At 64.0% G+C, this 23,350-nt stretch carries 18 protein-coding genes; 9 read left to right on the forward strand and 9 right to left on the reverse strand.

All coding sequences use genetic code 11. The annotated features are described in order from the left end of the window. Positions 1–98 precede the first annotated feature (98 nt). The 5 genes from ACNKU3_RS05980 to ACNKU3_RS06000 all read left to right on the forward strand — a co-directional run bounded on the left by ACNKU3_RS05980 (position 99) and on the right by ACNKU3_RS06000 (position 6,578). Positions 99–1,322: an acyl-CoA dehydrogenase family protein gene (locus ACNKU3_RS05980; protein WP_418258505.1), complete on the forward strand. Its 1,224-nt coding sequence runs from the start codon at positions 99–101 to the stop codon at positions 1,320–1,322. 4 nt (positions 1,323–1,326) lie between these two features. Beyond that, positions 1,327–2,112: an SDR family NAD(P)-dependent oxidoreductase gene (locus tag ACNKU3_RS05985; protein WP_418258506.1), complete on the forward strand. Its 786-nt coding sequence runs from the start codon at positions 1,327–1,329 to the stop codon at positions 2,110–2,112. 163 nt (positions 2,113–2,275) lie between these two features. Further along, positions 2,276–2,695 (forward strand): hypothetical protein, encoded by a 420-nt coding sequence (locus ACNKU3_RS05990; RefSeq protein ID WP_418258507.1) that lies wholly within the window; start codon positions 2,276–2,278, stop codon positions 2,693–2,695. Positions 2,696–3,125: 430 nt separating this feature from the next. Then, positions 3,126–4,091 (forward strand): FHA domain-containing protein, encoded by a 966-nt coding sequence (locus tag ACNKU3_RS05995; protein ID WP_418258508.1) that lies wholly within the window; start codon positions 3,126–3,128, stop codon positions 4,089–4,091. Positions 4,092–4,208: 117 nt separating this feature from the next. Beyond that, a complete protein-coding gene (locus ACNKU3_RS06000; protein ID WP_418258509.1) occupies positions 4,209–6,578 on the forward strand; it encodes a protein kinase domain-containing protein in 2,370 nt (789 codons plus the stop codon). Positions 6,579–6,599: 21 nt separating this feature from the next. Here the strand turns inward: ACNKU3_RS06000 and ACNKU3_RS06005 are convergent, their stop codons facing one another. Further along, on the reverse strand, positions 6,600–7,079 hold the full coding sequence (locus ACNKU3_RS06005) for a hypothetical protein (RefSeq protein WP_418258510.1): 480 nt from the start codon (positions 7,077–7,079) through the stop codon (positions 6,600–6,602). Positions 7,080–7,294: 215 nt separating this feature from the next. After that, a complete protein-coding gene (gene sohB, locus ACNKU3_RS06010) occupies positions 7,295–8,350 on the reverse strand; it encodes a protease SohB (protein ID WP_418258511.1) in 1,056 nt (351 codons plus the stop codon). Between the two features lie 175 nt (positions 8,351–8,525). On the opposite strand from sohB, the gene nhaB reads away from it, so the two are divergent. Next, positions 8,526–10,028: a sodium/proton antiporter NhaB gene (gene nhaB / locus ACNKU3_RS06015; RefSeq protein ID WP_418258512.1), complete on the forward strand. Its 1,503-nt coding sequence runs from the start codon at positions 8,526–8,528 to the stop codon at positions 10,026–10,028. Between the two features lie 16 nt (positions 10,029–10,044). Here the strand turns inward: nhaB and dnaQ are convergent, their stop codons facing one another. The 3 genes from dnaQ to ACNKU3_RS06030 are packed head-to-tail and all read right to left on the reverse strand — an operon-like array spanning position 10,045 to position 12,040. Further along, complete coding sequence (gene dnaQ, locus ACNKU3_RS06020) at positions 10,045–10,782, reverse strand: DNA polymerase III subunit epsilon (protein ID WP_418258513.1); 738 nt, start codon at positions 10,780–10,782, stop codon at positions 10,045–10,047. 23 nt (positions 10,783–10,805) lie between these two features. After that, positions 10,806–11,237 carry a ribonuclease HI gene (gene rnhA, locus ACNKU3_RS06025; protein ID WP_418258514.1) on the reverse strand — a complete coding sequence of 144 codons (432 nt, stop codon included), beginning with the start codon at positions 11,235–11,237 and terminating at the stop codon, positions 10,806–10,808. Beyond that, a complete protein-coding gene (locus ACNKU3_RS06030; RefSeq protein ID WP_418258515.1) occupies positions 11,234–12,040 on the reverse strand; it encodes a class I SAM-dependent methyltransferase in 807 nt (268 codons plus the stop codon). Before ACNKU3_RS06030 ends, rnhA begins: the two co-directional genes overlap by 4 nt. A 92-nt stretch (positions 12,041–12,132) precedes the next feature. Here ACNKU3_RS06030 and gloB point away from each other — a divergent pair, with 92 nt between their 5' ends. Both gloB and ACNKU3_RS06040 read left to right on the forward strand, forming a co-directional pair. Further along, positions 12,133–12,906 (forward strand): hydroxyacylglutathione hydrolase, encoded by a 774-nt coding sequence (gene gloB / locus ACNKU3_RS06035; RefSeq protein ID WP_418258516.1) that lies wholly within the window; start codon positions 12,133–12,135, stop codon positions 12,904–12,906. Positions 12,907–13,074: 168 nt separating this feature from the next. Further along, positions 13,075–14,376, forward strand: coding sequence for a LysM peptidoglycan-binding domain-containing protein (locus ACNKU3_RS06040; RefSeq protein ID WP_418258517.1), 1,302 nt, complete (start codon positions 13,075–13,077; stop codon positions 14,374–14,376). Here the strand turns inward: ACNKU3_RS06040 and ACNKU3_RS06045 are convergent. From ACNKU3_RS06045 to ACNKU3_RS06055, 3 genes are read right to left on the reverse strand one after another with little or no spacing between them, the layout of a single operon-like run. Then, entirely contained in the window at positions 14,358–15,080 is a 723-nt protein-coding gene (locus ACNKU3_RS06045; protein WP_418258518.1) for an NAD-dependent deacylase, read from the reverse strand. The two genes, ACNKU3_RS06040 and ACNKU3_RS06045, sit on opposite strands and share 19 nt — an antisense overlap. 15 nt (positions 15,081–15,095) lie before the next feature. Next, a complete protein-coding gene (locus ACNKU3_RS06050; RefSeq protein ID WP_418258519.1) occupies positions 15,096–18,416 on the reverse strand; it encodes a UvrD-helicase domain-containing protein in 3,321 nt (1,106 codons plus the stop codon). Next, a complete protein-coding gene (locus ACNKU3_RS06055; RefSeq protein WP_418258520.1) occupies positions 18,413–21,100 on the reverse strand; it encodes a PD-(D/E)XK nuclease family protein in 2,688 nt (895 codons plus the stop codon). The genes ACNKU3_RS06050 and ACNKU3_RS06055 overlap by 4 nt, the downstream gene beginning before the upstream one ends. A 123-nt stretch (positions 21,101–21,223) precedes the next feature. Here ACNKU3_RS06055 and ACNKU3_RS06060 point away from each other — a divergent pair, with 123 nt between their 5' ends. Next, positions 21,224–22,291, forward strand: coding sequence for a 3-deoxy-7-phosphoheptulonate synthase (locus ACNKU3_RS06060; RefSeq protein ID WP_418258521.1), 1,068 nt, complete (start codon positions 21,224–21,226; stop codon positions 22,289–22,291). A gap of 72 nt (positions 22,292–22,363) precedes the next feature. Here the strand turns inward: ACNKU3_RS06060 and nfuA are convergent, their stop codons facing one another. Then, on the reverse strand, positions 22,364–22,939 hold the full coding sequence (gene nfuA / locus ACNKU3_RS06065; protein WP_418258522.1) for a Fe-S biogenesis protein NfuA: 576 nt from the start codon (positions 22,937–22,939) through the stop codon (positions 22,364–22,366). Between the last annotated feature and the right edge of the window lie 411 nt (positions 22,940–23,350).

Genomic DNA, 23,350 nt, shown 5'->3' on the forward strand with positions numbered 1-23,350 from the left:
AATCTATGTTAATGCATTAGAAAAATAAATTGGAGTGATTTAGAAGCGAGGCCTATCCTCTATCCCAAGAGCCTGATCGCAACCAATGGAGACATCCCATGTACCAATTCAGCGACCGTTCGTTAGAACTGCAAGAACAACTGCAGGCATTCATGGAAGAAAATGTCTACCCGAATGAAAAAGCCTACGCAGACTACCTGCACCACGCAGACAACCGCTGGGCCCCGATTCCCCTGATGGACGAGTTGAAGGACAAGGCCCGCAGCGCCGGCCTGTGGAACCTGTTCGTACCGCCCTCGCTGGCGCAGTTCGTTGATCACGAGGGACTCAGCAATTTCGATTATGCGCCGCTGGCGGAAATCATGGGGCGGGTACTGTGGTCGCCGGAAATCTTCAACTGCAACGCGCCCGACACCGGCAACATGGAAGTGTTCATGAAGTACGCCACACCCGAGCAGCAGGCGCGCTGGCTGACGCCACTGCTGAATGGCGAAATCCGCTCCTCCTACGCCATGACCGAGCCGCAGGTCGCCTCCTCCGATGCCACCAACGTCGAACTGAGCATCGCCCAGGAAGGTGACGAGTGGGTGCTCAACGGCCGCAAGTGGTTTATCACCGGCGCCATGAACGAACGTACCCAGATCTTCATCGTGATGGGCAAGTCGGACCCGGACAACGCCAGCCGTCACCTGCAGCAGAGCCAGGTGCTGGTGCCGCGGGGTACGCCAGGGCTCGAGATCGTCCGGCCCCTGACGACTTTCGGCTACGACGACGCGCCGATCGGCCACGCCGAACTGCGCTTCGACAATGTCCGTGTGCCGCTGGAAAACATTCTCCTGGGAGCTGGCCGGGGCTTTGAAATCGCCCAGGGGCGCCTCGGCCCGGGACGTATCCATCACTGCATGCGCCTGATCGGTATCGCCCAGCGCTCGCTGGAACTGGCCTGCGCCCGCTCGGTCAGCCGCACCACCTTCGGCAGGACACTTGCGCAGCACCAGTCGGTAAAGGAAGATATTTCCCGCTGTTATTCCGAAATCGAAATGGCGCGACTGCTGGTACTGAAAACCTGCGCGCGCATGGACGAGGTCGGCGCCAAGGCCGCGATGGACCTGATCGCCGCGAGCAAGACCAGCGTGCCGCTGATGATGCAGCAGGTGATCGACCGCTGCATGCAGATCCACGGCGCCGGCGGCTTCACCGAGGACTACTGCATGGCCGAAGGCTTCAACTACGCCCGCTGGTGCCGCCAGGCGGACGGCCCGGACCAGGTACACCAGATGGCGCTGGGCAAGATGATCATCCAGCGCTACGCAGGAGAATAGGCCGATGAGCCCCGACACCACTGCCCTGCCCGACATGCGGCTCACCGGCAAGACCGTTCTGGTCACTGGCGCATCGAGCGGTCTGGGCGCGCATTTCGCCCGGGTCGCCGCCGCGGCGGGCGGCCGGGTAGCGGCCGCTGCGCGGCGCAAGGACCGGCTGGACGCCCTGATCGAGTCGATCGAAGCCGCCGGCGGTGAAGCGCTGGCTGTGGCTATGGATGTGACTGACCCGGCCAGCGTGGACGCCGGGCTGGATACCATTGAAAAGGCTCTCGGTGGCATCGATGTCCTGGTCAATAACGCCGGCGTAGCCGCGCCCGCCTACAGCCTGAAGGTCGAAGAGGCCAGTTGGGATTTCATCATGGATACCAACCTCAAGGGTGCCTGGCGCGTCGCCCAGGCGGTGGCCAAACGGGCAGTGGCCGGGAAGCGCAGTTGCAGCATCGTCAACATCGCTTCCATCCTCGGCCTGCGGGTCGGATTCGGGGAGTCCGTTTACGCAATATCCAAAGCCGCCGTGGTGCAGATGACCCGCACCCTGGCGATGGAACTCGCGCCCAAAGGGGTGCGGGTCAACGCCCTGTGCCCGGGTTATTTCGCCACCGAGATGAATACGGAATACCTGCACTCCGAGGCCGGCCAGGCCTTCCTCAAGCGCACACCGGGCGGTCGGGTCGGCGAATTACACGAACTGGACGCGCCCCTGCTATTGCTCGCCAGCGACGCCGGCTCCTTCATCAACGGGGTCGCGCTGCCAGTAGACGGAGGGCATCTCGTCAGTTCGCTCTAGAGGGTACGCTACTCTGGAAAAACTGCGATTCCGGGTCTACAGTTACGCAATGTAATCTCCGGTAATTGAGCGCCAGGTGTTGGAGAAGGACACTTCGCACTGAGGACGACTGATGTGCCGGAGATAATAGCCCCGAGTACGGATACTGGAGGTGGGGAAAGCAATGATCATCAGCCTGGATATTCCATCCGACAAACATGTTGAGCATATGTTTCGCCGTTATCCGCGTGCGGTTTACGGCCTGGCCTTTGCTTACGTCCCGGACAGCGACTACTGCGGTTACCTGGCCCAGGGCGAGGATCTCTACCTGACCGGTCACGGCACACCCCAGTCCATCGGCCATCCCGAGGGCAGGCCGCGATTCGAACCCGGGGACCTGTGCCACTGGCTGCGCCAATCCGTGCTGCCCTGCGGCTACTTCGGCGACCTGTATATCGCGGCCCCCGGATGCACCGCCGGATTCCTCGCCGCGCTGCGGGATTCCCTGGGCTACCGGCACGAGGGCCGCGTATTCGGCCACTTCGACCCGGCACTGTCCTCCCTGCCAACCCCCGTATCCTCGAACTGGGTCAGCGCTGCCTGATCCCGTCGTCCGGCGGGATCAGGCGCACCCGCCCTGCTCGCCAGGCGCCAACCCCTGACTTCACTCCGCAGCGTGTATCCAGCAGTGGCGCTCCTCGCCAGGCAGGCGCGAGGACAGCTCTCCCGGACTGCCACTTCCCACCATATCGGGTAAACCTCAATACGCTCGCGGGACCACCAGATTGCAGGCAAAAAAAAGGCGGCCAATCCGGGCCGCCAAATTCCGCGTGAAGTGCAATCCCATGCACAGGTGTAATGTGCCCCATCTGGCCTGAAACTTCGATTACCACGAATTACACAAATGGCTTGCGGGATAGATTCATTTGATCTATTTTTTCCAAGTCCTTGAATATTTGAGCATTTAACCTTACCACGACTGGGTGCCACCGGCTTTGCAGCGGTGCCTCTACCCGTCCGGCAGCAGTGCATCCATGGCGCAAATTCACGATCTACAAACCCGTCAGCTCCACCCCCTGCGGTCGCACCATACATTTGGCCGCTGCCCGCAGCGCTCGGATACCGTCATCAACAACCCGATCACCTCGCGCATCCACATCGCGCTGGAATGGGATGGCGAGCGCTGGAACGCCAGGGACCTGAGCAAGAACGGCACCTGGCTGGGACGCCGGCGCCTGGTGGCCAACGAAAGCACGCCCCTGGCCCGCGGCGATATCCTGCACCTCGGCGCTCCGGAATTGCCGGGACTGCAACTGGTGGACGACGCCCCGCCGGAATCGCAACTCGTCGGGCTCAACGGGGCACCCTCCCGCCCGCTGAAGTCCTATACCTTCCTGCCCGACGCCGATTCCCCGGAAGCCGTGGTTTTCTACTCATTCCAGCGCCATGCGTGGATGGTGCACCCGGTGCAGCAGGACGGTGCCCAACAGGAAGAACGAACCCTGGGACACGGGGACGAGATCAGTTACGCGGGCGAATGCTGGCAGGTCTTCCTCACCGATACCGGGCAGATGACCGAGTTGAACATCGCCCCGCTGAATCACCTCGACGATATCGAGTTTGTGTTCAACCTCAGCCAGGACGAGGAAAACACTGCGCTGCGCCTGCTCATGGGCAACCAGCAGATCGACCTTGGCGAGCGCTCCCACCACTACCTGCTGGTGCACCTGGCGCGACTCAAGGCTACCCAGGCTGAAGCGGGTTTCGACAGCGACAGCCTGGGCTGGGTGGATAACGAGCAACTGCGGCGGGACCTTGGGCTCGACATGTCCCATATCAACATCATGATCTTCCGCGCCCGCAAGCAGATCGCGGAAAACCTCGCCAGCGAACTCGACTCCGAATTACTGGTCGAGCGCGGCAAGGGGCGCGTGCGCTTCGGCGGCTCCCGCTTCAAGATTTTCAAGGGTTCGAAACTGGCCTACAGCCTGCCCGGTTGAGGTTCCCCCCCCCGGTCACTGAAGAATCTCCTGTTATTTCAATTGCCTGCACGGCCGTTCGATGAAGCAGCCGGAAATTTCGGTTACTATGCCGCGTATACCGCGTGAGAGTTGCAGATGAACGACCAGGCTATCCCGCCGCAAATCGGGAAGTACAGGATTGTACGCCCGCTCGGTAGGGGGGGGATGGGACAGGTCTACCTCGCTGAAGACACCAGGCTTGAACGCCAGGTAGCCATCAAGTGCCTGCGGCCGGAACTCAACCAGGCCCACTGGCAGGAAAACCTCAAGCGGGAAGCCCTGGTGCTCGCCCGGCTCAACCACCCCAACATCGTGCAGATTCACGACATTGTCGAATTCGATGATTCCGTGGCAATCGTTACCGAATACGTAGAAGGCCGGAACCTGCACATCACCCTGCGCGAACGCAATCCGGGTTATGCCGAACGCACCCGGTGGCTGGCGGAAATTTCCGCTGGACTGGCCGCAGCGCACGCCCAGGGTATCAGCCACAACGACCTGAAACCGGAAAATATCCTTATCGGCGCGGGGAACGATGCCAAGATCAACGATTTCGGCATCGCCAGCACCGATTCCGACCTCAGCGAGGACATCCTGGCCCTCGGGCACCTCGCCCAGGAGTTGGTAGCGGATAGCGCCGACACCAGCCCGCTGCTCGGCAATCTCGTGCAGCGGATGCTCTCGCGGCGCAAGGGTCAACGCCCCGGCGCGGAAGAAGTGGCAGCGGAACTGCGCTACATCTGGCTGGAAACCACCCAAACCGAAACCCCCTTGCCCCCCAGCATGATCCGGCCACCCCGCTCCCGCGGCAGGCGCTGGTTTGCAGTGGCGCTGGCGACTATCCTGTTAATCGCCCTGGCGGCCTACCTTGGGGTACATGAGCAGGCCGGAGCCGGCAAGAGCACCTACGTCGCGGTGCTGCCCGCCCGCCTCGATATCGACGCGGAGAGCGATTCCCGGCAATACGCCCTGCTCGCTTCCAGTGTGCAGCAGGGACTCTACCAGGCAGTGATGCAGACGCCGGGGTACTCGCTGGTGAGTCCCTCCGAGGCGGGACGGCAAACCGGCTCGCCCGCTGAAACCGCGGCCGCCCTGAATGCGGACGAAATACTGGTGCCCCAGTTGAAGTGTGTCTTCAAGCACTGCGAACTCAGCACGGAGCGCCTGATAGGACCGGAATTCCAACTGGCGAACCAGCGCACTACGGCCCTGCTGCCGGAACTGACACTGGAGGCCTACCAGATTGCGGCGCGACAGTGGAATTACCTGACCGGATTAACTGCAACCGATGGTAGTGACAGCCAGTCGATCAGCGAAGAGGACTATCGGCAATTCCTGCAACTGTACGAGGGTTCGCACTATGGCGAAATGTCGCTGGAAAACGTAATCACGTCACTCGATACACTTTTCAGTGGGGGGGTACGATTTATGCCCGCCACAAACCTTTATGTCTATGCCGCACTGGAACTCTTTCACGATACCGGAGAATCCACTTACCTGGCTCATGCACAGGATGTCCTGAGAGACGCGGAACGCTGGTCAGGCGACACCATCCTGCTGCATCGTTCCTGGTTCCATGTGGCGCTGGAAAGCGGTGACTTCACAGCAGCAGAACACGAAATCGTGCAACTGAGAAGGTTGGGCGCCGATGAAGCTTATGTGCTTGCACTTGAAGGCGACCTGTTCATGCGGCGGGGACAATTTGCAACTGCGGCCGAGTACTACAGCTCAGTACTGAAGTTACGCCCTACCAAAGTGATGTACCATACCGCAGCTCTTGCGTTCTACTACACCGGAGACGACGAAACCGCGCTTGCACTGATCAACAGTGCGCTCGATGAATACATCGATGACGGGAAGTTTACTAACCTGAAGGGACTGATCCTGCTGGATCGGGGAGAACTCGACGCGGCCATAGCAGAATTCGAAACCTCCATCGACAGACGGCCACGGCCTGCTGGTTATTCAAATCTCGGCCTGGCCCACCTGCTGCGCGGTGACTACCGCGAAGCTTACGAGAATTTCACGCGAGCGGTCGACATTGGCGATGACGGCAGGACGCTAACACTTACTTTAAACCTGGCCGATGCGTTAATGCTGTTGGGCGAGCAGGAAGAAGCAAAGGCCCTCTACTACTCCCTGGTAACAGATTACAGGACAGAGCCGGATTCGGTCCGGGTATCCGATGTCGCCCAGGCTCTTGCACATCTGGGCGAATTCCAGGCAGCCATCCAACTGATCGATGACATCAATGAAAAGAGTTCGGAGACCTATTTTTCAGCTGCACTGGTCTACTCACTGGCCGGCCAATCCCTCGCGGCAATTGCCAAGATCGACCAGGCATTGCAGGCGAACATGGGTTTTGTCTGGTTCAGCTTTCCCTGGTTCGACAAGCTGTGTGCCGAACCTGCGTTTGCGCAAATGATGACAAACGCAGGCGATCCATCTCGCTGCACTGACCTGTGATCATTCCAGCTGCCTTACGGCTTAATTGCCACCCCGGTTGGTACTGCCACCGGGATCCTCTGACGAGAAAATCTGGCATTCACCACTGACCTTGTCCTGGCGAATGGCGAGGAAGGAAAAAGCGAAATCCTCCGCCTGATCGCCCAGGCAGCTCACTGTCAGGGTGAGTGTCTTGCCGTTATTGGAAATCGCCGGCGAGATGCGATCCAGGTAATCTTCCTTGCCGTCGCAATACATCAGGCCATCGCCGAAGAAGCGCCAGTTGTAGCCACCGGCGTTGGATGAGGGAGGAATGCTGAAAACCAGTACCATCTTCTCGATCTGGCGTTCAGCCTTGCTCGAATTCTTGGAGAAAATCATGTCCAGCGTATCGACCTCCACGGGAGGCTTGGCGGTGACGTTGGTCATTTTCCACGGTTGCGCTTTGCTGTTACCGGGGGGCAACGGCTCCACGTTGATTTCACAGACGCTGCTTCCGCCCTGCGGGATAATAAAGTCCATTTAGTCAGACTCCTGAGTCAAAGGTAAAAGTGATGCGGAATGCGCGGCGAACGGTGTTGTGGAAGCAAACGCATTCCACTGCACTCTCTGGCGGTGCTTGCCGTTTCGACACAGGAGTTACTTTGTAGCCAAGAATGGGGAGCTTGGCAAACCGGACCGCCAGATACCGGGAGCTGAATCACACTTCCGGTCCGGGACGACGCCATGGCGGGAACTTACAGCGGCGGTCGCTCCCTGCCCTGCTGCCATATTTTCAGGAAGCTGCGCTCCAGGGCGTTCTCGGTGGCCATACCGAGCTTTTCCTGCCAGTTCTTTTTCTGCACGAAGCGCAGCTCAAAGACATCCCGGTCTTTCAGCTGGGACTGGATAAAGTCGTCGGAGGTCTGGATTGCATCGACCAGGCCGTTTTCCACCGCCTTCGAGCCGTACCAGGTTTCACCGGTGGCCACGGCGGCGATGTCCAGTTGGGGGCGGTTGCCAGACACGAAAGTCTTGAACAGGTCGTGGGTTTCCTCCAGTTCCTGCCTGAACTTCTCCCTGCCCTGTTCGGTGTTCTCGCCGAACATGGTCACCGTGCGCTTGTATTCCCCCGCGGTGAACAACTCGAAATCGATATCGTGTTTCTTCATCAGGCGGTTGAAGTTGGGCACCTGGGCCAGCACGCCGATCGAGCCGATGATGGCGAAGGGCGCGGCGATAATCCGGTTGGCCACACAGGCCATCATGTAACCGCCGCTGGCGGCGACCTTGTCCACCGCGGCGACCAGGGGGATGCCCGAGTCGCGCAGGCGCTGCAACTGGCTGGCGGCGAAGCCGTAGCCATGGACCATGCCGCCGGGGCTTTCCAGCCGGACCACGACCTCATCGCCTTCACGGTACTGGGCAATAACGGCGCTGATCTCTTCGCGCAGGTGCTCAGCGGCGCTGGCCTTCATGTCGCCATCGAAATTCAATACAAAGAGGCGTTGGCGGGCCGGCGTGGCGTCGCCATCACCCTTCTTGCCGCCCTTCTCCTTGGCTTTTTTCTTCTCGGCTTTTTTCTCCGCCTTGTGCAGGGTTTTCAGCTCCTGCTCCTCGAGCACCACTTCGCGGATGGCGTCGCCAATCAGGCGGTACTTTTCGTTCAGCTTGTGGACTTCAATATGCCCTTCGTGCTGCTCCGCCTTGCTGCGCTGGCCGATCGCGACAATACCGCCGACGAGGATAAGTACTGCTGCGACCAGGGTAACAGCCTGGGCCAGAAACAGCCCGTATTGATAGATGTAGTCCAAGCTCCACTCCATGTTTACGCTGACACCACCCCCCTCCAGGGGGGCGACCGGCTATGGTAAGTGGCCACAGGGCCATGGGCAAGCGCGTGCCGCGGCAAATAATTCGCGCGGAATTGTTAACACGCGGGCTTTTTCGCGTATTATCCGGGGCGGGGTTTTTTGAATTTCGGCAGTCATGAAAGAAAGCATAATCAGCGCCCTGTGGCGCAACTTCCTGGGCCCGTCGCCCGTCTGGTACAAGCAGACTATCGTCGCCTTCCTGGTACTCAACCCGCTGCTCCTGTGGACAGCCGGGCCGTTTATCACCGGCTGGGTGTTGATCGCCGAGTTTATCTTCACCCTCGCCCTGGCGCTGCGCTGCTACCCCCTGCAACCGGGTGGCCTGCTGGCGCTGGAGGCCGTGCTCCTGGGGATGACCTCCCCCGAGTCCGTCTACCACGAGGCGGTACTCAATTTTGAGGTGATCCTGCTGCTGATGTTCATGGTGGCCGGCATTTACTTCATGAAGGAGCTGCTGCTGTTTGTCTTCACCAAGATTCTCCTCAAGGTGGAATCGAAGATCCTGCTGTCCCTGCTGTTCTCGCTGGTCGCCGCATTCCTGTCCGCCTTCCTCGACGCGCTGACGGTTACCGCGGTGCTGATCAGTGTCGGTGTGGGCTTCTTCTCGGTCTATCACAAGGTGGCCTCGGGCAAGGGGCTGCCGGACGAGCACGATCACTCCCAGGACGAAAGCGTCCAGGACACCCACCGGGCAGACCTCGAACAGTTCCGTGCCTTCCTGCGCAGCCTGCTGATGCACGGTGCGGTTGGCACGGCCCTCGGCGGCGTCTGTACCCTGGTCGGAGAGCCGCAGAACCTGCTGATCGCCACGGTCGCGGGCTGGGATTTCGTTACCTTCGCCAAGTACATGGCGCCGGTCACCATGCCGGTACTGTTCTGCGGCCTGAGTACCTGCATGCTGCTGGAATTGACCGGCAAGTTCGGCTACGGCGCAAAACTGCCCTCCAGCGTGCGCACGGTGCTCGCTGATTTCGAGGCCCGTCAGTCGTCCCAGCGCAACCCGCGCACCAATGCCCGCCTGGCGGTGCAGGCGGTAGTGGCGGTACTGCTGGTGGTTGCCCTGGCCATGCACTGGGCGGCTGTCGGCCTCGTGGGCTTGATGGTCATGGTGCTGCTCACCGCATTCAACGGGGTCACCGAGGAGCACCAGATCGGCCATGCCTTCGAAGAGGCCCTGCCGTTTACCGCGCTGCTGGTGGTGTTCTTCGCCATCGTCGCGGTGATCCACGACCAGCACCTGTTCCACCCGGTGATCGAGGCAGTGCTGGCGATGAACGCGGAAATCCGGCCGACCATGTTCTTTATCGCCAACGGCCTGTTGTCGATGATCAGCGACAACGTGTTCGTGGCCACGGTCTACATCAGCGAGGTCAAGGCCGCGCTGGACGCCGGCACCATCACCCGGTTGGAGTTCGACCACCTGGCGGTGGCGATCAACACCGGCACCAACCTGCCGAGTGTTGCTACCCCCAATGGCCAGGCGGCATTCCTGTTCCTGCTGACCTCCGCACTGGCCCCGCTGATCCGGCTGTCCTATGGGCGCATGGTGATCATGGCCTTCCCCTACACCATCGTCCTCGGCGGCGTGGGCTTGCTCTGCGTCAAGCTTTTCCTCTGAGTTGATCCCCTGAACTTCAGGAACTGGCCGGCTCCGCCGCCAGTTCCTGCCACAGTACCCTGCCACTGCCGGCGCGAATCGCATCCAGCTGGGCCTGGTGGGCGGCGAGTTCCTCGGCGCTGGCGCGCAATACCGGCAGGGGCGCGCGCCCGGCGTCCAGGCGCCGGATGCCCTCCCCGCCCGCGGCTCCGCCCTCGGCACCGTTATCGGCCCCCTCGGAGAGCTGCAGGGTGGTCTGGCCGCCGGTCATTGCCAGGTAGACATCGGCAAGGATCTCGGCATCGAGCAATGCGCCGTGCAGGTCGCGCTGGGAATTGTCCACCCCGTAGCGCCCGCAAAGGGCGTCGAGGTTGTTGCGCTGGCCCGGGTGCCGGCTGCGCGCCATCACCAGGGTGTCGATGACCTCGCAGAGGCCCTCCAGTGCCGGCTGACTGCCGTCCCAGCGCTGCAATTCGCTGTTGAGAAAGCCCATATCGAAGGGCGCGTTGTGAATGATCAGTTGGGCGCCGCGGACGAACTCGAGAAAGTCCAACGCCACCTGGTCAAAGCGCGGCTTGTCGGCGAGGAACTCGTTGGTGATGCCGTGAACCTCGATGGCGCCCTGGTCGATTTCCCGATCGGGCCGGATATAGCGATGGAAGTGGTTGCCGGTCAGGCGCCGGTTATCGATCTCGACACAGCCGATTTCGATGATCCGGTGTCCCTGGGAGACCTCCAGGCCAGTGGTTTCTGTATCCAGTACGATTTGTCGCAACGACGCGTTCCTTATCCGGTGTCCTACAGTTCGTCTATGCCGCGGTTGGCCAGTTGGTCGGCCAGTTCGTTTTCACGGTGCCCGCTGTGCCCCTTCACCCAGTGCCAGTCCACCCGGTGCCGCTGGTTCTGTTCGTCCAGCAGTTGCCAGAGGTCGGCGTTCTTGACCGGTTTTTTCGCGGCGGTCTTCCAGCCGCGGCGCTTCCAGTCCGGCAGCCAGCTGGTGATGCCGTTGCGCACGTAGACCGAGTCGGTGGTCAGGACCACCTCGCAGGCCTCCTTCAGGGCCCGCAGGCCCTCGATGGCCGCGCGCAGCTCCATGCGGTTATTGGTGGTGTGCTGTTCGCCGCCGTAGAGGGATTTTTCATGCTCGCCAAAGCGCAGCAGTACACCCCAGCCACCGGGGCCGGGATTGCCGCGACAGGCCCCGTCGGTAAAGATTTCGACCCGTTTCAATGCAGTACCGGCCCGCTTTTCTTGCGCGAGGCCGTTTTGCCCGCCTGGGTAAGACCTGTGGTGGCGCCCGGTGAAGACACCGGGCTGGTTACGCCAAGACCGATAAAGCGCTCGCGCCGGCGGGCGAGCCGCGGGCGCTGGCTGGCGCCCACCTGCTTGATGGCGTGAACGAGGTAGATGCCACCCATGGGCAGGCCCACCTGGGCACACCAGTCGTTCAGCCCCTCCAGCGCCGCGCGCAGGCGCCCCTGGCCGGCCGGCGCCAGGTGATAGTGGTAACTGGTGCTTTCGACCTCACAGCCCAGCAGGTTCAGCCAGTCAGTGAGGCGGCGCACGCTGACCGGGCTCTGCTCGCGCCAGGGCGAACGCGGCGCAAGTGCACGCAGGCGCTGTAGCAGGCCCGACCCACTGTAGGGGTTCCAGCCGGTGAGGAAAAGCTGTCCCTGCGGGGTCAGCACCCGGTGCAGCTCGCGCAGTACCTGGTGGGGATTGGGGGAAAATTCCAGCGCGTGGTGGGCGATGATCACATCCACGCTGTCGCTTTCCAGCGGCAGTTCGTCGCCGGCGCAGACCAGCCCGATGTCTGTGCCGCCCTGCTCGCTGGCGCGGATACGGTGGTGAATGCGGCACTCGCCGAACAGCGGGCCGCACTGCACGGGCCCGGTCTGCAGGATATGGTAACCGAAGGCGGTATCGAGCCGCGCATCGAGGCTCGCCTGCAACCGGGACAGCAGGTAGGCGCCGCGTTCGCCGCGGTACCAGGTTTCCAGCGCTGCCGAAATCTCGCTAAACTGTTCTGTCATATCCGTGGTGGCTGTCGTTGCGGGCGCGAAAATTACGCCGCGAATTCCAGCCGCCATGTTACTGCATTCCGACATGATTGAAACGCCTGACCATGCTCCAGATTCGACCAATTCCCGCGTTTGACGACAACTACATCTGGCTGATTACCCGCGAGGGGCACACAGGCGCCTGCGTCGTGGACCCCGGGGATGCCGCGCCGGTCGAGGCCGTGCTGCAGCGTGAGGGCCTGCAGCTGGACACAGTGTTTATCACCCACCACCATTTCGACCATGTCGGCGGACTAGCGCGTTTGATCGAGAGGTACGCGCCGCTTGTCTACGGGCCGGACAACCCCGCCATCGCCGGCATCGGGCAGGCGCTGCATGCCGGTGACGCGATCACCCTGTTCGGCGCCGAATTCCGGATTCTCGAGGTTCCCGGACACACCCTGGACCACATTGCCTATTTTCACCCGGGTAACGCCCCGGTCCTGTTCTGCGGCGACACCCTGTTCGCCGGCGGCTGCGGGCGCCTGTTCGAGGGAACCCCGGCCACCATGTACGCATCTTTGCTGTCCCTGGCGAAACTTCCCCCGCAAACCCGGGTCTATTGTGCCCACGAGTACACTCTGGCCAACCTGCGCTTTGCGCGCGCCGTGGAACCGGGCAATTCAGCCCTGGCCGATCGCGAGCGCAGGGCCCGGCAGTTACGCGAAAACGCGGAGCCCACGGTACCGTCGACGATTGCCGAGGAGCTGGCTACCAATCCGTTCCTGCGCTGTGAGGCCGCATCGGTCATCGACAGCCTGCGCACAGCGGCTCGCCTGCAGGGCACTCGCGCCGAGGAGGTGTTCGCCAGCGTGCGGGCGTGGAAGGACAGTTTCTAGACTTTTTCCCAGGCATTGCTGGCCGGGTATTACCCGGGGGACTAAAGTACTTCAGTCTAGAAATTACTTGAACAAAGCAAGAAGAGAACTAGACCTATTAATATCAGATACTTAAACAAGATATTTGCAGTAATTTCTATTGCGATTCTGGCCGTAGGTTGCCAGTCTGTGCCGCAGTCCAAGTCGCCCCCGGTGGCCCAGGCGGCGCAAACCCGGGCACCGGCGCGGGTACAGAAGACGGCGCCGCGCAGCGCCGGCTCGAAGAACGGTGACAGCACCAGCCCCGAAGTGGACACGCCCGGGGATGACCTGTGGGACCACGTGCGCGACGGCCTGACCTGGCAGGACATCGAGGGACCGGGAGTCGAACAGGCGCGCAGTCGCTACCTGTCCCAGGACCAGTACCTGCCGATGATCAGCGAGCGCGCGGCGCTCTACCTGCACTACATCGTCGCCCAGGTCGAAGCCCGCGGCATGCCGATGGAACTGGCATTGCTGCCGATCGTCGAGAGCACCCTCGACCCCTTCGCAACCTCTGCCTACCGCGCCGCCGGGCTCTGGCAGATCATGCCCGCCACCGGGGAACATCTCGGCCTGGAACAGGACTGGTGGTTTGACGGCCGCCGCGATATCCGCGCTTCCACGCAGGCGGCGCTGGATTACCTCGAATACCTGCATACCAACCTGGACGGCGACTGGCTGCTGGCGCTCGCCGCCTACAATGCCGGCCAGGGCCGTGTCCAGGCGGCCATGGAAAGCAACCGTCGCAAGGGCAAGCCCACCGACTACTGGTCGCTCTCGCTGCCGCGGGAAACCCGCAAGTTCGTACCCCGCCTTATCGCCATCAGCCAGATCGTCGCCGACCCGGACCACTACGCGGTGGAACTGCCGGCACTGGACAATGCCCCGGCGTTCCGCGTGGTGGCGACCGGCGGCCAGATTGAAATGGCCCAGGCGGCCGCGCTGGCCGACGTCGACCTCGGCACCCTGCGCGCCCTGAACCCCGGGCAACTGCGCTGGGCCACCTCACCGAGCGGCGCACAGGAACTGCTGCTGCCGGTGGACGCCGCGCCCGGCTTTGAATCCCGGGTCGCCGAACTGGATACCGGTAGCAGGGTGCGCTGGCGCCACTACCAGATTCGCCGCGGCGACAGCCTCATCGAGATAGCCCGCCGCTTCGATATCCAGGTCGGCACCCTGCGCGCCGCCAACCAGCTCAAGGGCAGCTTCATCCGCGCCGGTGACACCCTGCTGATTCCCTACGGCAACAACTGGGCCGGCAGCCTGGCCATGCAGGCCGACCAGGGCCGCACCCGCAGGGGATACCGGGTAAAACGCGGGGATTCCCTCTACCGCATCGCCAGCCGCTTCCAGGTGAGTATCGACGACATCATCGACTGGAACTCGCTGGACCCCGGGGCCTACCTGCAGCCCGGGCAGCAACTGACTCTCTATGTCGAGGGCGGTTGAACCAGTATCTCCTCCACCAGTTCCCCCACCAGTTCACCCGCCAGCCCTACCCGGTGCTGGTGAAATACCGATGAGGTCTCGCTGCTGTCGCGGTTGACCTCGATGGTGTAAGCGCCGAAGGCGCGCGCCCCCCGGACAAACCCCGCCGCCGGGTAGACCGTGCCGGACGTTCCGATCGCAATGAACAGGTCACAGGCAGCGAGCTTGCGCTCGATCAGGTCCATTTCGTAGGGCATTTCCCCAAACCAGACGATGTCCGGGCGCAAGCCGCCTCTGCCGGCGCAGCGCTCGCAGGCGGTCGCGGCGTCAAAGGCCTCCCGGGTGGCATAGCGCGACCCGCAGGCCAGGCACCAGGCACTGCGCAACTCGCCGTGCATGTGGCAGACCTGGCTGCTGCCGCCGCGCTCGTGCAGGTCGTCCACGTTCTGGGTCACCAGGAAGACATCGCCGCGGTGTTCCCTCTGCAGGCGGGCGATGGCGCGGTGTGCGGGATTGGCGTCCACCTCGTTCAGCTGCAGGCGGCGGGCGTTGTAAAAGCGGTACACCAGTCCCGGGTCGCGGGCGAAGGCTTCCGGCGTGGCGATGGTCATCGGATCGTGGTTTTCCCACAGGCCGCCGGAATCGCGAAACGTCGACAGCCCCGACTCGGCGGACACCCCCGCCCCGGTCAGGATGACAATATTCCCGGCGTGATCCAGGCGCATAGGGTCTCCTCCCCCTCAGGTATCCAGTTCCGGCAGGTGCTGCAGCAGCCCGAGCCGGGTGAAGTACAGTGCACAGCGCAGGGGCTCGCTGCCGAGCTGGGCGAGACAGTCCCGGTAGCCCTGCAACTGCGGCAAATAGCGCGACTTCTCGTGGGCCAGGAAATCCTCCAGCGAAGCGCCCTCCCCGGGAACACTGCTCTTGTAGTCGATCACCCAGCGCTCGCCGCTGTCGCGATCGATGAAGGTGCGGTCGATGACAATGTCTTTCACCCCCTCGCAACTGCGCCAGGTCAAGGCCAGCTCACACTGCGCGTCGCGCTGCCCCGCGTCCAGCAGCCAGCGGCCCCAGCGCTGGTCCCCGAGGGTGCGCTGCAGGCTCTCGCTGACCCGCTCTGCTGCCTGTTCGAGCAGGACGCCGTGCAGGCCCGCCTGGGCGAGGTGATAGCGGCCGAGTGCCAGCAGTTCCCCGGGCAGGGTTGCGGGCAGTGGCGAACGCTGCGCGAGGTGTTCGAGCAGCAGGTGGGTAACCGTACCGACATGCCGGTCGCTGCGGTTGCGCGCCGCGGCCGGCAGGTTCGGCAGCGCCAGCGGCGTCACGCGCGGCGCCTGCGGCGGATTCTGCAGGCGCCGCAGCGGCAGGCTGCGGGCTTCCTGCCCGCCGACCTGGATGCCGCTGTGGACCTGCATGGCGGCCTCGAACTGCGGCCAGATCGGCGCCAGCAGGCTGCCTTCCGCCGGGGGCCGGAGCTCCACCGGACCGCCCGCTTCCGCGGCGTCTTCCCGCAGGGTCGCGGTCAGGGTGAGGCGGCGGATGGCCCGGGTCGTGCCCACGTAGAGCAGGCGGGCGATTTCGTGGCGGTTCTTTTCCCTGCGGGCCTGCTTGAGGTAGTTGTACAGCCCGGGCGCAGCGCTCGGGCTGTGGTCGTCGGCGGCCAGCAGGAAGCCGCTGTGCCCGTCGCGGGCGTTGAATTCGTCCCACAGCAGGATCTCCCGCGCTTCGCCGCGCTGCAGGCGCGACAGGGCCGGCATGATCACCCAGTCGAACTCCAGGCCCTTGGCCTTGTGCAGGGTCATCACCTGGAGTTTGGCCTCCGCCGCCGCCCCCGGTGCGAACAGCCGCGCGATGCGCTCCTCCAGCCACGCCGGATCGAGTCCGACGCCTTCGCGCTCCGCTGCGTCCATCAGCTGGAAAAAGTGCGCCGCATCGTAGAGGTGGCGGGCATCCGGCAGGCAGGCGGGGCCGCCGAGATACTGCCAGAGCTGCTCCAGCCAGACCCGCAGGGCCAGCCGGTCGCGTTTTTCCCAGCCCCACTGCAGGCAGCGGGCAACCCGCTCCAGGCGCTCCCGCCCCTGCGCGGAAAGCCCGGCGGGGAGCTCGCCGCGCAACAGGGCGGCGGGAAGATTGTCGGCGGCCTCGGCGAGACAGCGCAGGTCGCGCAGTTCCAGCGCGCACCAGGGCGCGCGCAGCAGGGCGAACCAGGCCAGCCGGTCCCCCGGGTTGGCGAAGGCGCGACACAGGGTCAGGAGATCGACCACCGCCGGCGAGTTCGCCAGCGCGTCCATATCCTGCGCCGCGAAGGGAATCCCCCGCTGGCGCAGCTGCTGCACCAGCGGGCCGAGCTGGGCGCGGGTGCGGCCGAGCACGGCGATCGAGCGGATACTGTCGTCCTCCAGCGCACCCGCGATCTGCTCCGCCAGCCACTGGGCCTCCTGCCCGGCGGCATCCTCGCCGTGGAACGCGTGCATGTCGGTGGCCGGACCGGCTCCGGGCGGGCGCACCGCAGTGGCGGGGCTGAAGCCCACGGTGCCGCGGCGCAATTCCCCCTGCGCCGGGAACACCTCGGCGAAAGTGGCATTTACCCAGTCGACCACGCCCTGTTCCGAGCGGAAATTGCAGCGCAGCGCCAGCGGTTCCGGCAGCAGGCCGTTGAAGCCCTGTTCAGCGGCCTTCTGGAACAGGCCGACATTGGCGTTGCGGAAACCGTAGATGGATTGCATACCGTCACCGACGATGAACAATGTGCGCGGGTTGTCCGGCCGCTCGCCATTGTGCTGGGCCCAGTCGCGGGTCAGCCGCTCGACCAGCCGGTACTGCAGATTCGAGGTATCCTGGAACTCGTCCACCAGGATGTGCTCGATCCGGTAGTCCAGCCGCAGTGCCAGTTCGGTCGGCGCATCGTCCTCGCCAAGGGCGTCGAGGGCGGACACTGCCACCTGGGTATGATCGACCACACCGCGGCGCGCAAACACCAGCAGCAGGCAGGCGGACAGCAACGGCAGTACGTGGGAGAGGTGCAGCACCAGCTGCCAGGAGTCCGCGTTCTCGTCCATGCCCGGCAACCAGGCCAGGCGTTGCAGGACCTGCGCCAGGCCGGGCGCGGCCTCGCCCATTTCCTCCAGCATGGCAGTGAAGTCATCCTTGTTGGCCTTGTTGAGCCCGCCGCCAGCGGGGAAACCGTTGCGCTTGTCCACCTTCTGGCGCAAATCGCCGTCGGCCTTCAGCAGCATGCGGCCGAGCGCACGCCAGCTCTCGAGCTGGTCGGCGGCGGCCGCGGGAAACGCCGCCGGCACCGGCTGTTCCAGGTTGCCCTGGGCGAACTGGAACAGGGGAAACAGCCGGTCCAGCCAGGGCGCCAGGGCGTCGCCGATATCCGCCAGTTCCTCCGCCACCAGCACCGCCACGGTTTGCCGCAGGCGCTGTTCGGCATCGCGGGCGCCGCGACCGGTCTCCACGTACTCCAGCCACTGCTCCCGCTTGCCCAGCATGCTGGTCAGCAGGCCGGCCAGCCGGTCCCAGTTGTTGTCGAAATGCAGCAGCAGGGCGTCGAGGTCGGCGCTCTCGGCGCGCGCACTGCCCGCCAGGGAAAACAGCTCGGTTACTGCCTCGCGGTACAGGGGGGATACGTCATCCTTGACGCTGGCGCGGCCGCCGAAGCCACTGAGCACCGGCATGTGCTGGGACAGCGAGGCGCAAAAACCGTCGATGGTGCGGATATTGAACCGGCCGATATCCCGGGTCAGTTCCAGCCCCAGTGCCCTGCCGTGCTGCAGCGCGGCCAGGGCGAGATCGCGGGTCTGCTGCTGGTGGGGGCTGTCGACGGGCACATTGGCCTGCGCCGCTTTCAGGGCGTCGACCACCCGCTCCAGCATCTCGGCCGCGGCCTTGCGGGTAAAGGTGATGGCCAGAACCTGCTCCGGTCGGGCGACCGTCGGCAGCAGGGCCAGGAAGCGCTGGATCAGCAGTTCGGTCTTGCCGGAGCCGGCGGGCGCGGTGACCCGGAAACTGCGCCGGGTATCCAGCGCCTGCAGGCGCTCGGGGCTGTCGATAACGCTCACGCCAACTCCTCCGGTTCCACCGCAATCCGGCACAGGGGCTGTAATCCGCAGAAGTCGCAGGCGCGGGGCTGCGGGTCGACCGGCGCTGCGCCGGCGAGGAACTCCTCCAGCAATTGCTCCAGCCGGGTGTGCCACTGGCCGGTGAGATCGGACCAGCCGAATTCCGGGTTGTCGTTGCCGGCCAGCTTGCCGGCATCCTGGCTGATCCCGGGGACACCCTCCACGGCGCCAACCCCGGCGATCTTGCAGTCCCGTGCCCGCACCTGGGCGAAGGCAATGGCTGCGGCGCCGGTGGCGATGCTGTAGAGCGGCAACTGCGGTTCCCGCGGGCGCTCGCCCGACCAGTCACTCACGTTACAGCGCCCGGACTTGTAGTCGAAGACGACCCGACTGCCATCCGCCAGCAGGTCGACCCGATCCACGCGCAGGCGCAGCGTCGTGCCGCCGAGGGTAAATTCGCAGGGGGTTTCACTGGCTTCCACCCGGAATTCGCCGCGGCTGCGCTCGACCTCCAGCCACGCCAGCAGCAACTGTTCCAGCCGCTGTCCTTCCAGCGACAGGCAGTGCAATCCGACATGTAGCCTCTGGGACTCGGAAATACTGTCCAGTGCCGCCTGGACGGCAGCGCCGACCACCTTGGCCAGCGCCCCGGCATCGGCGTTTGCCAGGGCCCGGCTGTCGCCCAGTTGTTCCCAGAGCGCCTGCAGGGCGGCGTGCAGCAGTTTGCCGCGGTCGCGCGGGGAAAGTCCGTTATAGCGTTCACCCAGTGGCTCCAGGCGCAGCCGGTGGCGGGTAAAGGCGCGGAAGGGACAGGCTGCCTGGTCCCGCAACACCCCGGAACCGCCCGGCAGGGGTTGCCGGGGGCCGCTGTATTCACCGGCCGCCACGTCCTCCACGAACTCGATCGCGGCACCCTGGAAGGCGTCCAGCCAGTCCGGGGGAAGCGTATCGTGGGCTTGTTCATCGACCAGCGGCAGGCCGTCGAGCAGCGGACTGGCCAGTTGCGGCGCATTGTCCAGCTGGCGGGCGAAACTCGCGGTCAACGCGCTGCAGCTGGCCCGGTATTGGCGCCACAGGCTTTCGGCGTAGCACCACTGCTGCTCGCTGGTGGCATGGGGCAGGTTGCGTTCACGCTGCAGGCGCTGGGGGATAAAGGGGTTCGGCCGGGGCCGCTCCGGCCACTGGCTCGCCTCCAGCCCACAGATCCAGAGGGCGTCGAACTGCAGGCCCGCGGCTTCCAGGGGACCGAGCACCTGGATCGGCGAGTCCGGCGTCTGCGGCTGCGACAGGCTTGCCTGGCTGCAGCGGCGCAGCAGCGCCAGGGCGCGGCTGAAATCGAGTTCACCGATTACCCGGTCCAGTGCGGCGAAATCTTCCAGCAGTCGGTACCAGCGTTCCACCTGCTGGTATTCCAGGGAATCCAGCGCGCCGCTGCCGGGCCAGCCCCAGAGGCCCAGGAAATCGTGAAAACAGTCGGCCCAGGCGGAGGGCAATTTGTGCCCGCTGTGCAGGCGCAGGGCCTGAGTCGCGGACAGGCGCTGCCACAGCAGCGGTTCGGCGTCATCTCCTGGCCGGCCACTGGCCCGGGCGTGAAAGCGCAGGCGGCCGCTGGCCACGGTCTCGAGGCCATCGTCGAACAGGCGTTTCACCAGCGCGCCCAGCGCCGGGGTTTCCGCAAGCTCGGGAAAACTGTAGCGCGAGCGCAACAGGCCGAGAATATCCGCCAGGGGCATTTCCCGCTCCCCGGTCGCAAGTATGCGCAGCGCGTCGCGCACCACCGGGGCCTGGTCGAGGTTGATCGCGGTGGAAAAATTCACCGGCAGCGCGGTGTAGTTCTCGCCGAAGCAGTCGAACTCGCGGCGCAACTGGTACTCCAGCAGCGCGCGATCGGCCTGCATGTCCTGCAGGATGATACCCACCCGCGAGGCCGGCTGCGCCCGCTGCAGTTGCGCCGCCCAGCGGGCTACCGCAGCGAGTTCGGAGGACCTGTCCGGAAAGCTGCGGGCTGCGAGCTCCGCCGCGTTGTGCAGCGAGGAAACCGCGGTAGCCGACGCGGCGAACTTGTCGATGCAGGCCTGCTGCAGGGGGCTTATCGAGGTGAAATCCACCAGGACGACGGCGGGCGGCACTGGTTTCGCAGTGACCTCCGCCTGCAACAGGGCCGCGTAACAGTCCGCGGCCGTGGCGCTCGCCTGGCGCTCCAATTCGGCGTTGAATGCCTGCAGCCAGCGCAGGAAGGTGGCGCAATCCGCGTCGAGGTTGAACTCGGCACTAACTGCCGCAGCGTTCGTATCGATACGGGCATCGGCCAGCACCGCGCGCGCCCGGGCGGCGATCTCCGCGGCGCCACCGGTCTGCAACAGTGCATAATTGCCGTGGCGGGCGCAGTCTGCCTCGATGGCCCGCTGCCAGATTTCCAGTTCCTCGATCCTGCCCAGGCGGTGGCGGCGGGCACAGCCGCCCGCGTCCAGGGCTGCGCGCCAGAGGCTGTCGAGCCAGAATTCCAGCGCCTGCACCCGGGCCGGCTGCCAGGCTGTCGCGCCCTGCTCCAGCTGCCGGCTGTCCCAGGCTGACTTGATCGCGCGCGCCAGCCGCTGGTTGGGCGTCAGCAGCAGGGCTCCCTGCGCCAGCAACGGTTCCAGGGGGCCCAGGTCAAACCTCGGGGAATATTCGTTCGTGGGCACTCGACCTCCCGTCGCGCCTGCCGGGGGGCGCCTACCCAAATCCTGTCTGCTGCTATAGAATGGCGCGCCCTCCCCGGCCAGGACGGGCTGCGGAGCCGCGAGTTAATGTATCAGGTAAGGCCCATGAGCAACAATGAAGTCCACGACGTGAACGTCGCCTCACAGGGAATTCTGGTTACCCCGGAAGAATTGTGGGCAGCGCTGCCGATGAGCGAATCGGTAAAAAATACCGTGGCGGAAAGCCGTCGCGTGATCCGCGACATCCTCGATCGCAAGGATCACCGCCTGTTCGTTGTGGTGGGACCCTGTTCCATCCACGACACCAGGGCGGCCATGGAATACGCCCGCCGCCTCAGGGCGCTGGCGGACGAACTCTCCGATACGCTGTATATCGTGATGCGGGTGTATTTCGAGAAGCCGCGCACCACCGTGGGCTGGAAAGGCCTGGTCAACGATCCCTACCTCGACGACTCGTTCAAGATAGAGGAAGGCCTGCACATCGGTCGCCAGCTGTTGCTCGATATCCTCGACCTCGGCCTGCCCACCGCCACCGAAGCCCTCGACCCGATTTCCCCGCAGTACCTGCAGGACCTGATCAGCTGGTCGGCGATCGGCGCGCGCACCACCGAATCCCAGACCCACCGGGAAATGGCCAGCGGCCTGTCCTCCGCGGTGGGCTTCAAGAACGGAACCGACGGCGGCCTCACCGTGGCCACTAACGCCCTGCATTCCGTGTCGAGCCCGCACCGTTTCCTCGGCATCAACAGCAAGGGCCAGGTATCCGTGTTCACCACCCGCGGCAACGCCTACGGTCATATCGTCTTGCGCGGCGGCAGCAACGGGCCGAACTACGACTCGCTGCATATCCGGCTCTGCGAAGAGGCCCTGGACAAGGCGAAGCTGGCGAAGAACATCATGGTGGACTGCTCCCACGCCAACTCCAACAAGCAGCCGGAGCTACAACCGCTGGTCGTGGAAAATGTCGGCAACCAGGTCATCGAGGGCAACAAGTCCATTGTCGGCCTGATGATCGAAAGCCACCTGCACGGCGGCAACCAGCCCATTCCGGAAAACCTGGCGGACCTGCAGTACGGTGTGTCGATCACCGACGGCTGCATCGGCTGGGAGGAAACGGAGACCTGCCTGCGCGAATTGCGCGACAAGGTGAAGGATGTTTTAAAGGCGCGTTAAGCGCCTTTTTCATTTGCGGGGTAGCGATTGGCGCCAGCGCGGGCCTGCACCCGCCCCGGCCGCGACGGCCTGTCAGTAATAGGCCTGTGAGGTGTCCGAGTGGTCGGTAAGGTCGCGCACACCGGCGAGCTGCGGCAGCTGTTCCAGCAAAGTTTTCTCCACACCCCCTTTCAGGGTCTGGTCCACTGCCGCGCATCCCTGGCAACCGCCGCCGAAGCGCAGCACCGCGAACAGGTCCTCGGTGATCTCCACCAGGCTGACCTCACCGCCGTGGGCCGCCAGCGCCGGGTTCACTTCGTTGTACAGCACGTAATTGACGCGATCCTCGAGGGGGCTGTTCTCGTCCACCCGCGGCATCTTCGCGTTCGGGGCCTTGATGGTGAGCTGGCCGCCCATGCGGTCCTTGGAGTAGTCCACCAGCGCGTCCTCGAGGAAGGGCACGGAGCGCTGGTCGATCCACACGGTAAATTTCGCCAGTTCCAGGGTCTCGTCGGCTTCCTTGGTGTCGCCCTCGCGGCAATAGGCGATGCAGGTCTCGGCGCGCGGGGTTCCCGGCTGGTTGATGAACACCCGTACCCCGAGCACGTTTTCCTGCTTGGCCAGCAGTTCGGCGAGGTAGTCCTGGGCGGATTCGGTAATGGTGATCATGACATCTTCTATCCGAGTAAATTACTCGGGTATTCTACCAATCTGGTGGTGAAAGTGCGAGTTCAGCGTGCAACCAGATGCGGTAGCCAAGCCCCTGGACACATTACGGCACGTCGAGCGTGAACCAGCACATCCCCGCTGGAACACGCCAAAAAGCGCACGTCCCTGTGCAGGCTCGGGTGGCGACGTCCTGTCGCCACACGGTTCCAGCGGGGATGTGCTGGCCCACACTCTACCTTCAGTACAATTTCCAAACTGAACAGTGGCCCTATGGCTTGTGGGTATCGACTTCCGCCAGTTCTCCCCCGGACCCACAGATCTAATGAGACTAAAAAGTCACGCACGCCAAAACACACAGTACGGGCCAATTCTGCTAAAATGTCGGGCTTTTTGCGGCCGCGACCTTCTTGC

Source organism: Haliea sp. E17, from assembly GCF_048323675.1.
Classification (GTDB): domain Bacteria; phylum Pseudomonadota; class Gammaproteobacteria; order Pseudomonadales; family Halieaceae; genus Mangrovimicrobium.

What these genes read in the sequence shown, in the direction of transcription:
- ACNKU3_RS05980 (WP_418258505.1), top strand. Translation starts at nt 99, where the DNA reads ATGTACCAATTCAGCGACCGTTCGTTAGAACTGCAAGAACAACTGCAG.
- ACNKU3_RS05985 (WP_418258506.1), top strand. Translation starts at nt 1,327, where the DNA reads ATGAGCCCCGACACCACTGCCCTGCCCGACATGCGGCTCACCGGCAAG.
- ACNKU3_RS05990 (WP_418258507.1), top strand. Translation starts at nt 2,276, where the DNA reads ATGATCATCAGCCTGGATATTCCATCCGACAAACATGTTGAGCATATG.
- ACNKU3_RS05995 (WP_418258508.1), top strand. Translation starts at nt 3,126, where the DNA reads ATGGCGCAAATTCACGATCTACAAACCCGTCAGCTCCACCCCCTGCGG.
- ACNKU3_RS06000 (WP_418258509.1), top strand. Translation starts at nt 4,209, where the DNA reads ATGAACGACCAGGCTATCCCGCCGCAAATCGGGAAGTACAGGATTGTA.
- ACNKU3_RS06005 (WP_418258510.1), bottom strand. Translation starts at nt 7,079, where the DNA reads ATGGACTTTATTATCCCGCAGGGCGGAAGCAGCGTCTGTGAAATCAAC.
- nhaB (WP_418258512.1), top strand. Translation starts at nt 8,526, where the DNA reads ATGAAAGAAAGCATAATCAGCGCCCTGTGGCGCAACTTCCTGGGCCCG.
- ACNKU3_RS06030 (WP_418258515.1), bottom strand. Translation starts at nt 12,040, where the DNA reads ATGACAGAACAGTTTAGCGAGATTTCGGCAGCGCTGGAAACCTGGTAC.
- gloB (WP_418258516.1), top strand. Translation starts at nt 12,133, where the DNA reads ATGCTCCAGATTCGACCAATTCCCGCGTTTGACGACAACTACATCTGG.
- ACNKU3_RS06045 (WP_418258518.1), bottom strand. Translation starts at nt 15,080, where the DNA reads ATGCGCCTGGATCACGCCGGGAATATTGTCATCCTGACCGGGGCGGGG.
- ACNKU3_RS06060 (WP_418258521.1), top strand. Translation starts at nt 21,224, where the DNA reads ATGAGCAACAATGAAGTCCACGACGTGAACGTCGCCTCACAGGGAATT.
- nfuA (WP_418258522.1), bottom strand. Translation starts at nt 22,939, where the DNA reads ATGATCACCATTACCGAATCCGCCCAGGACTACCTCGCCGAACTGCTG.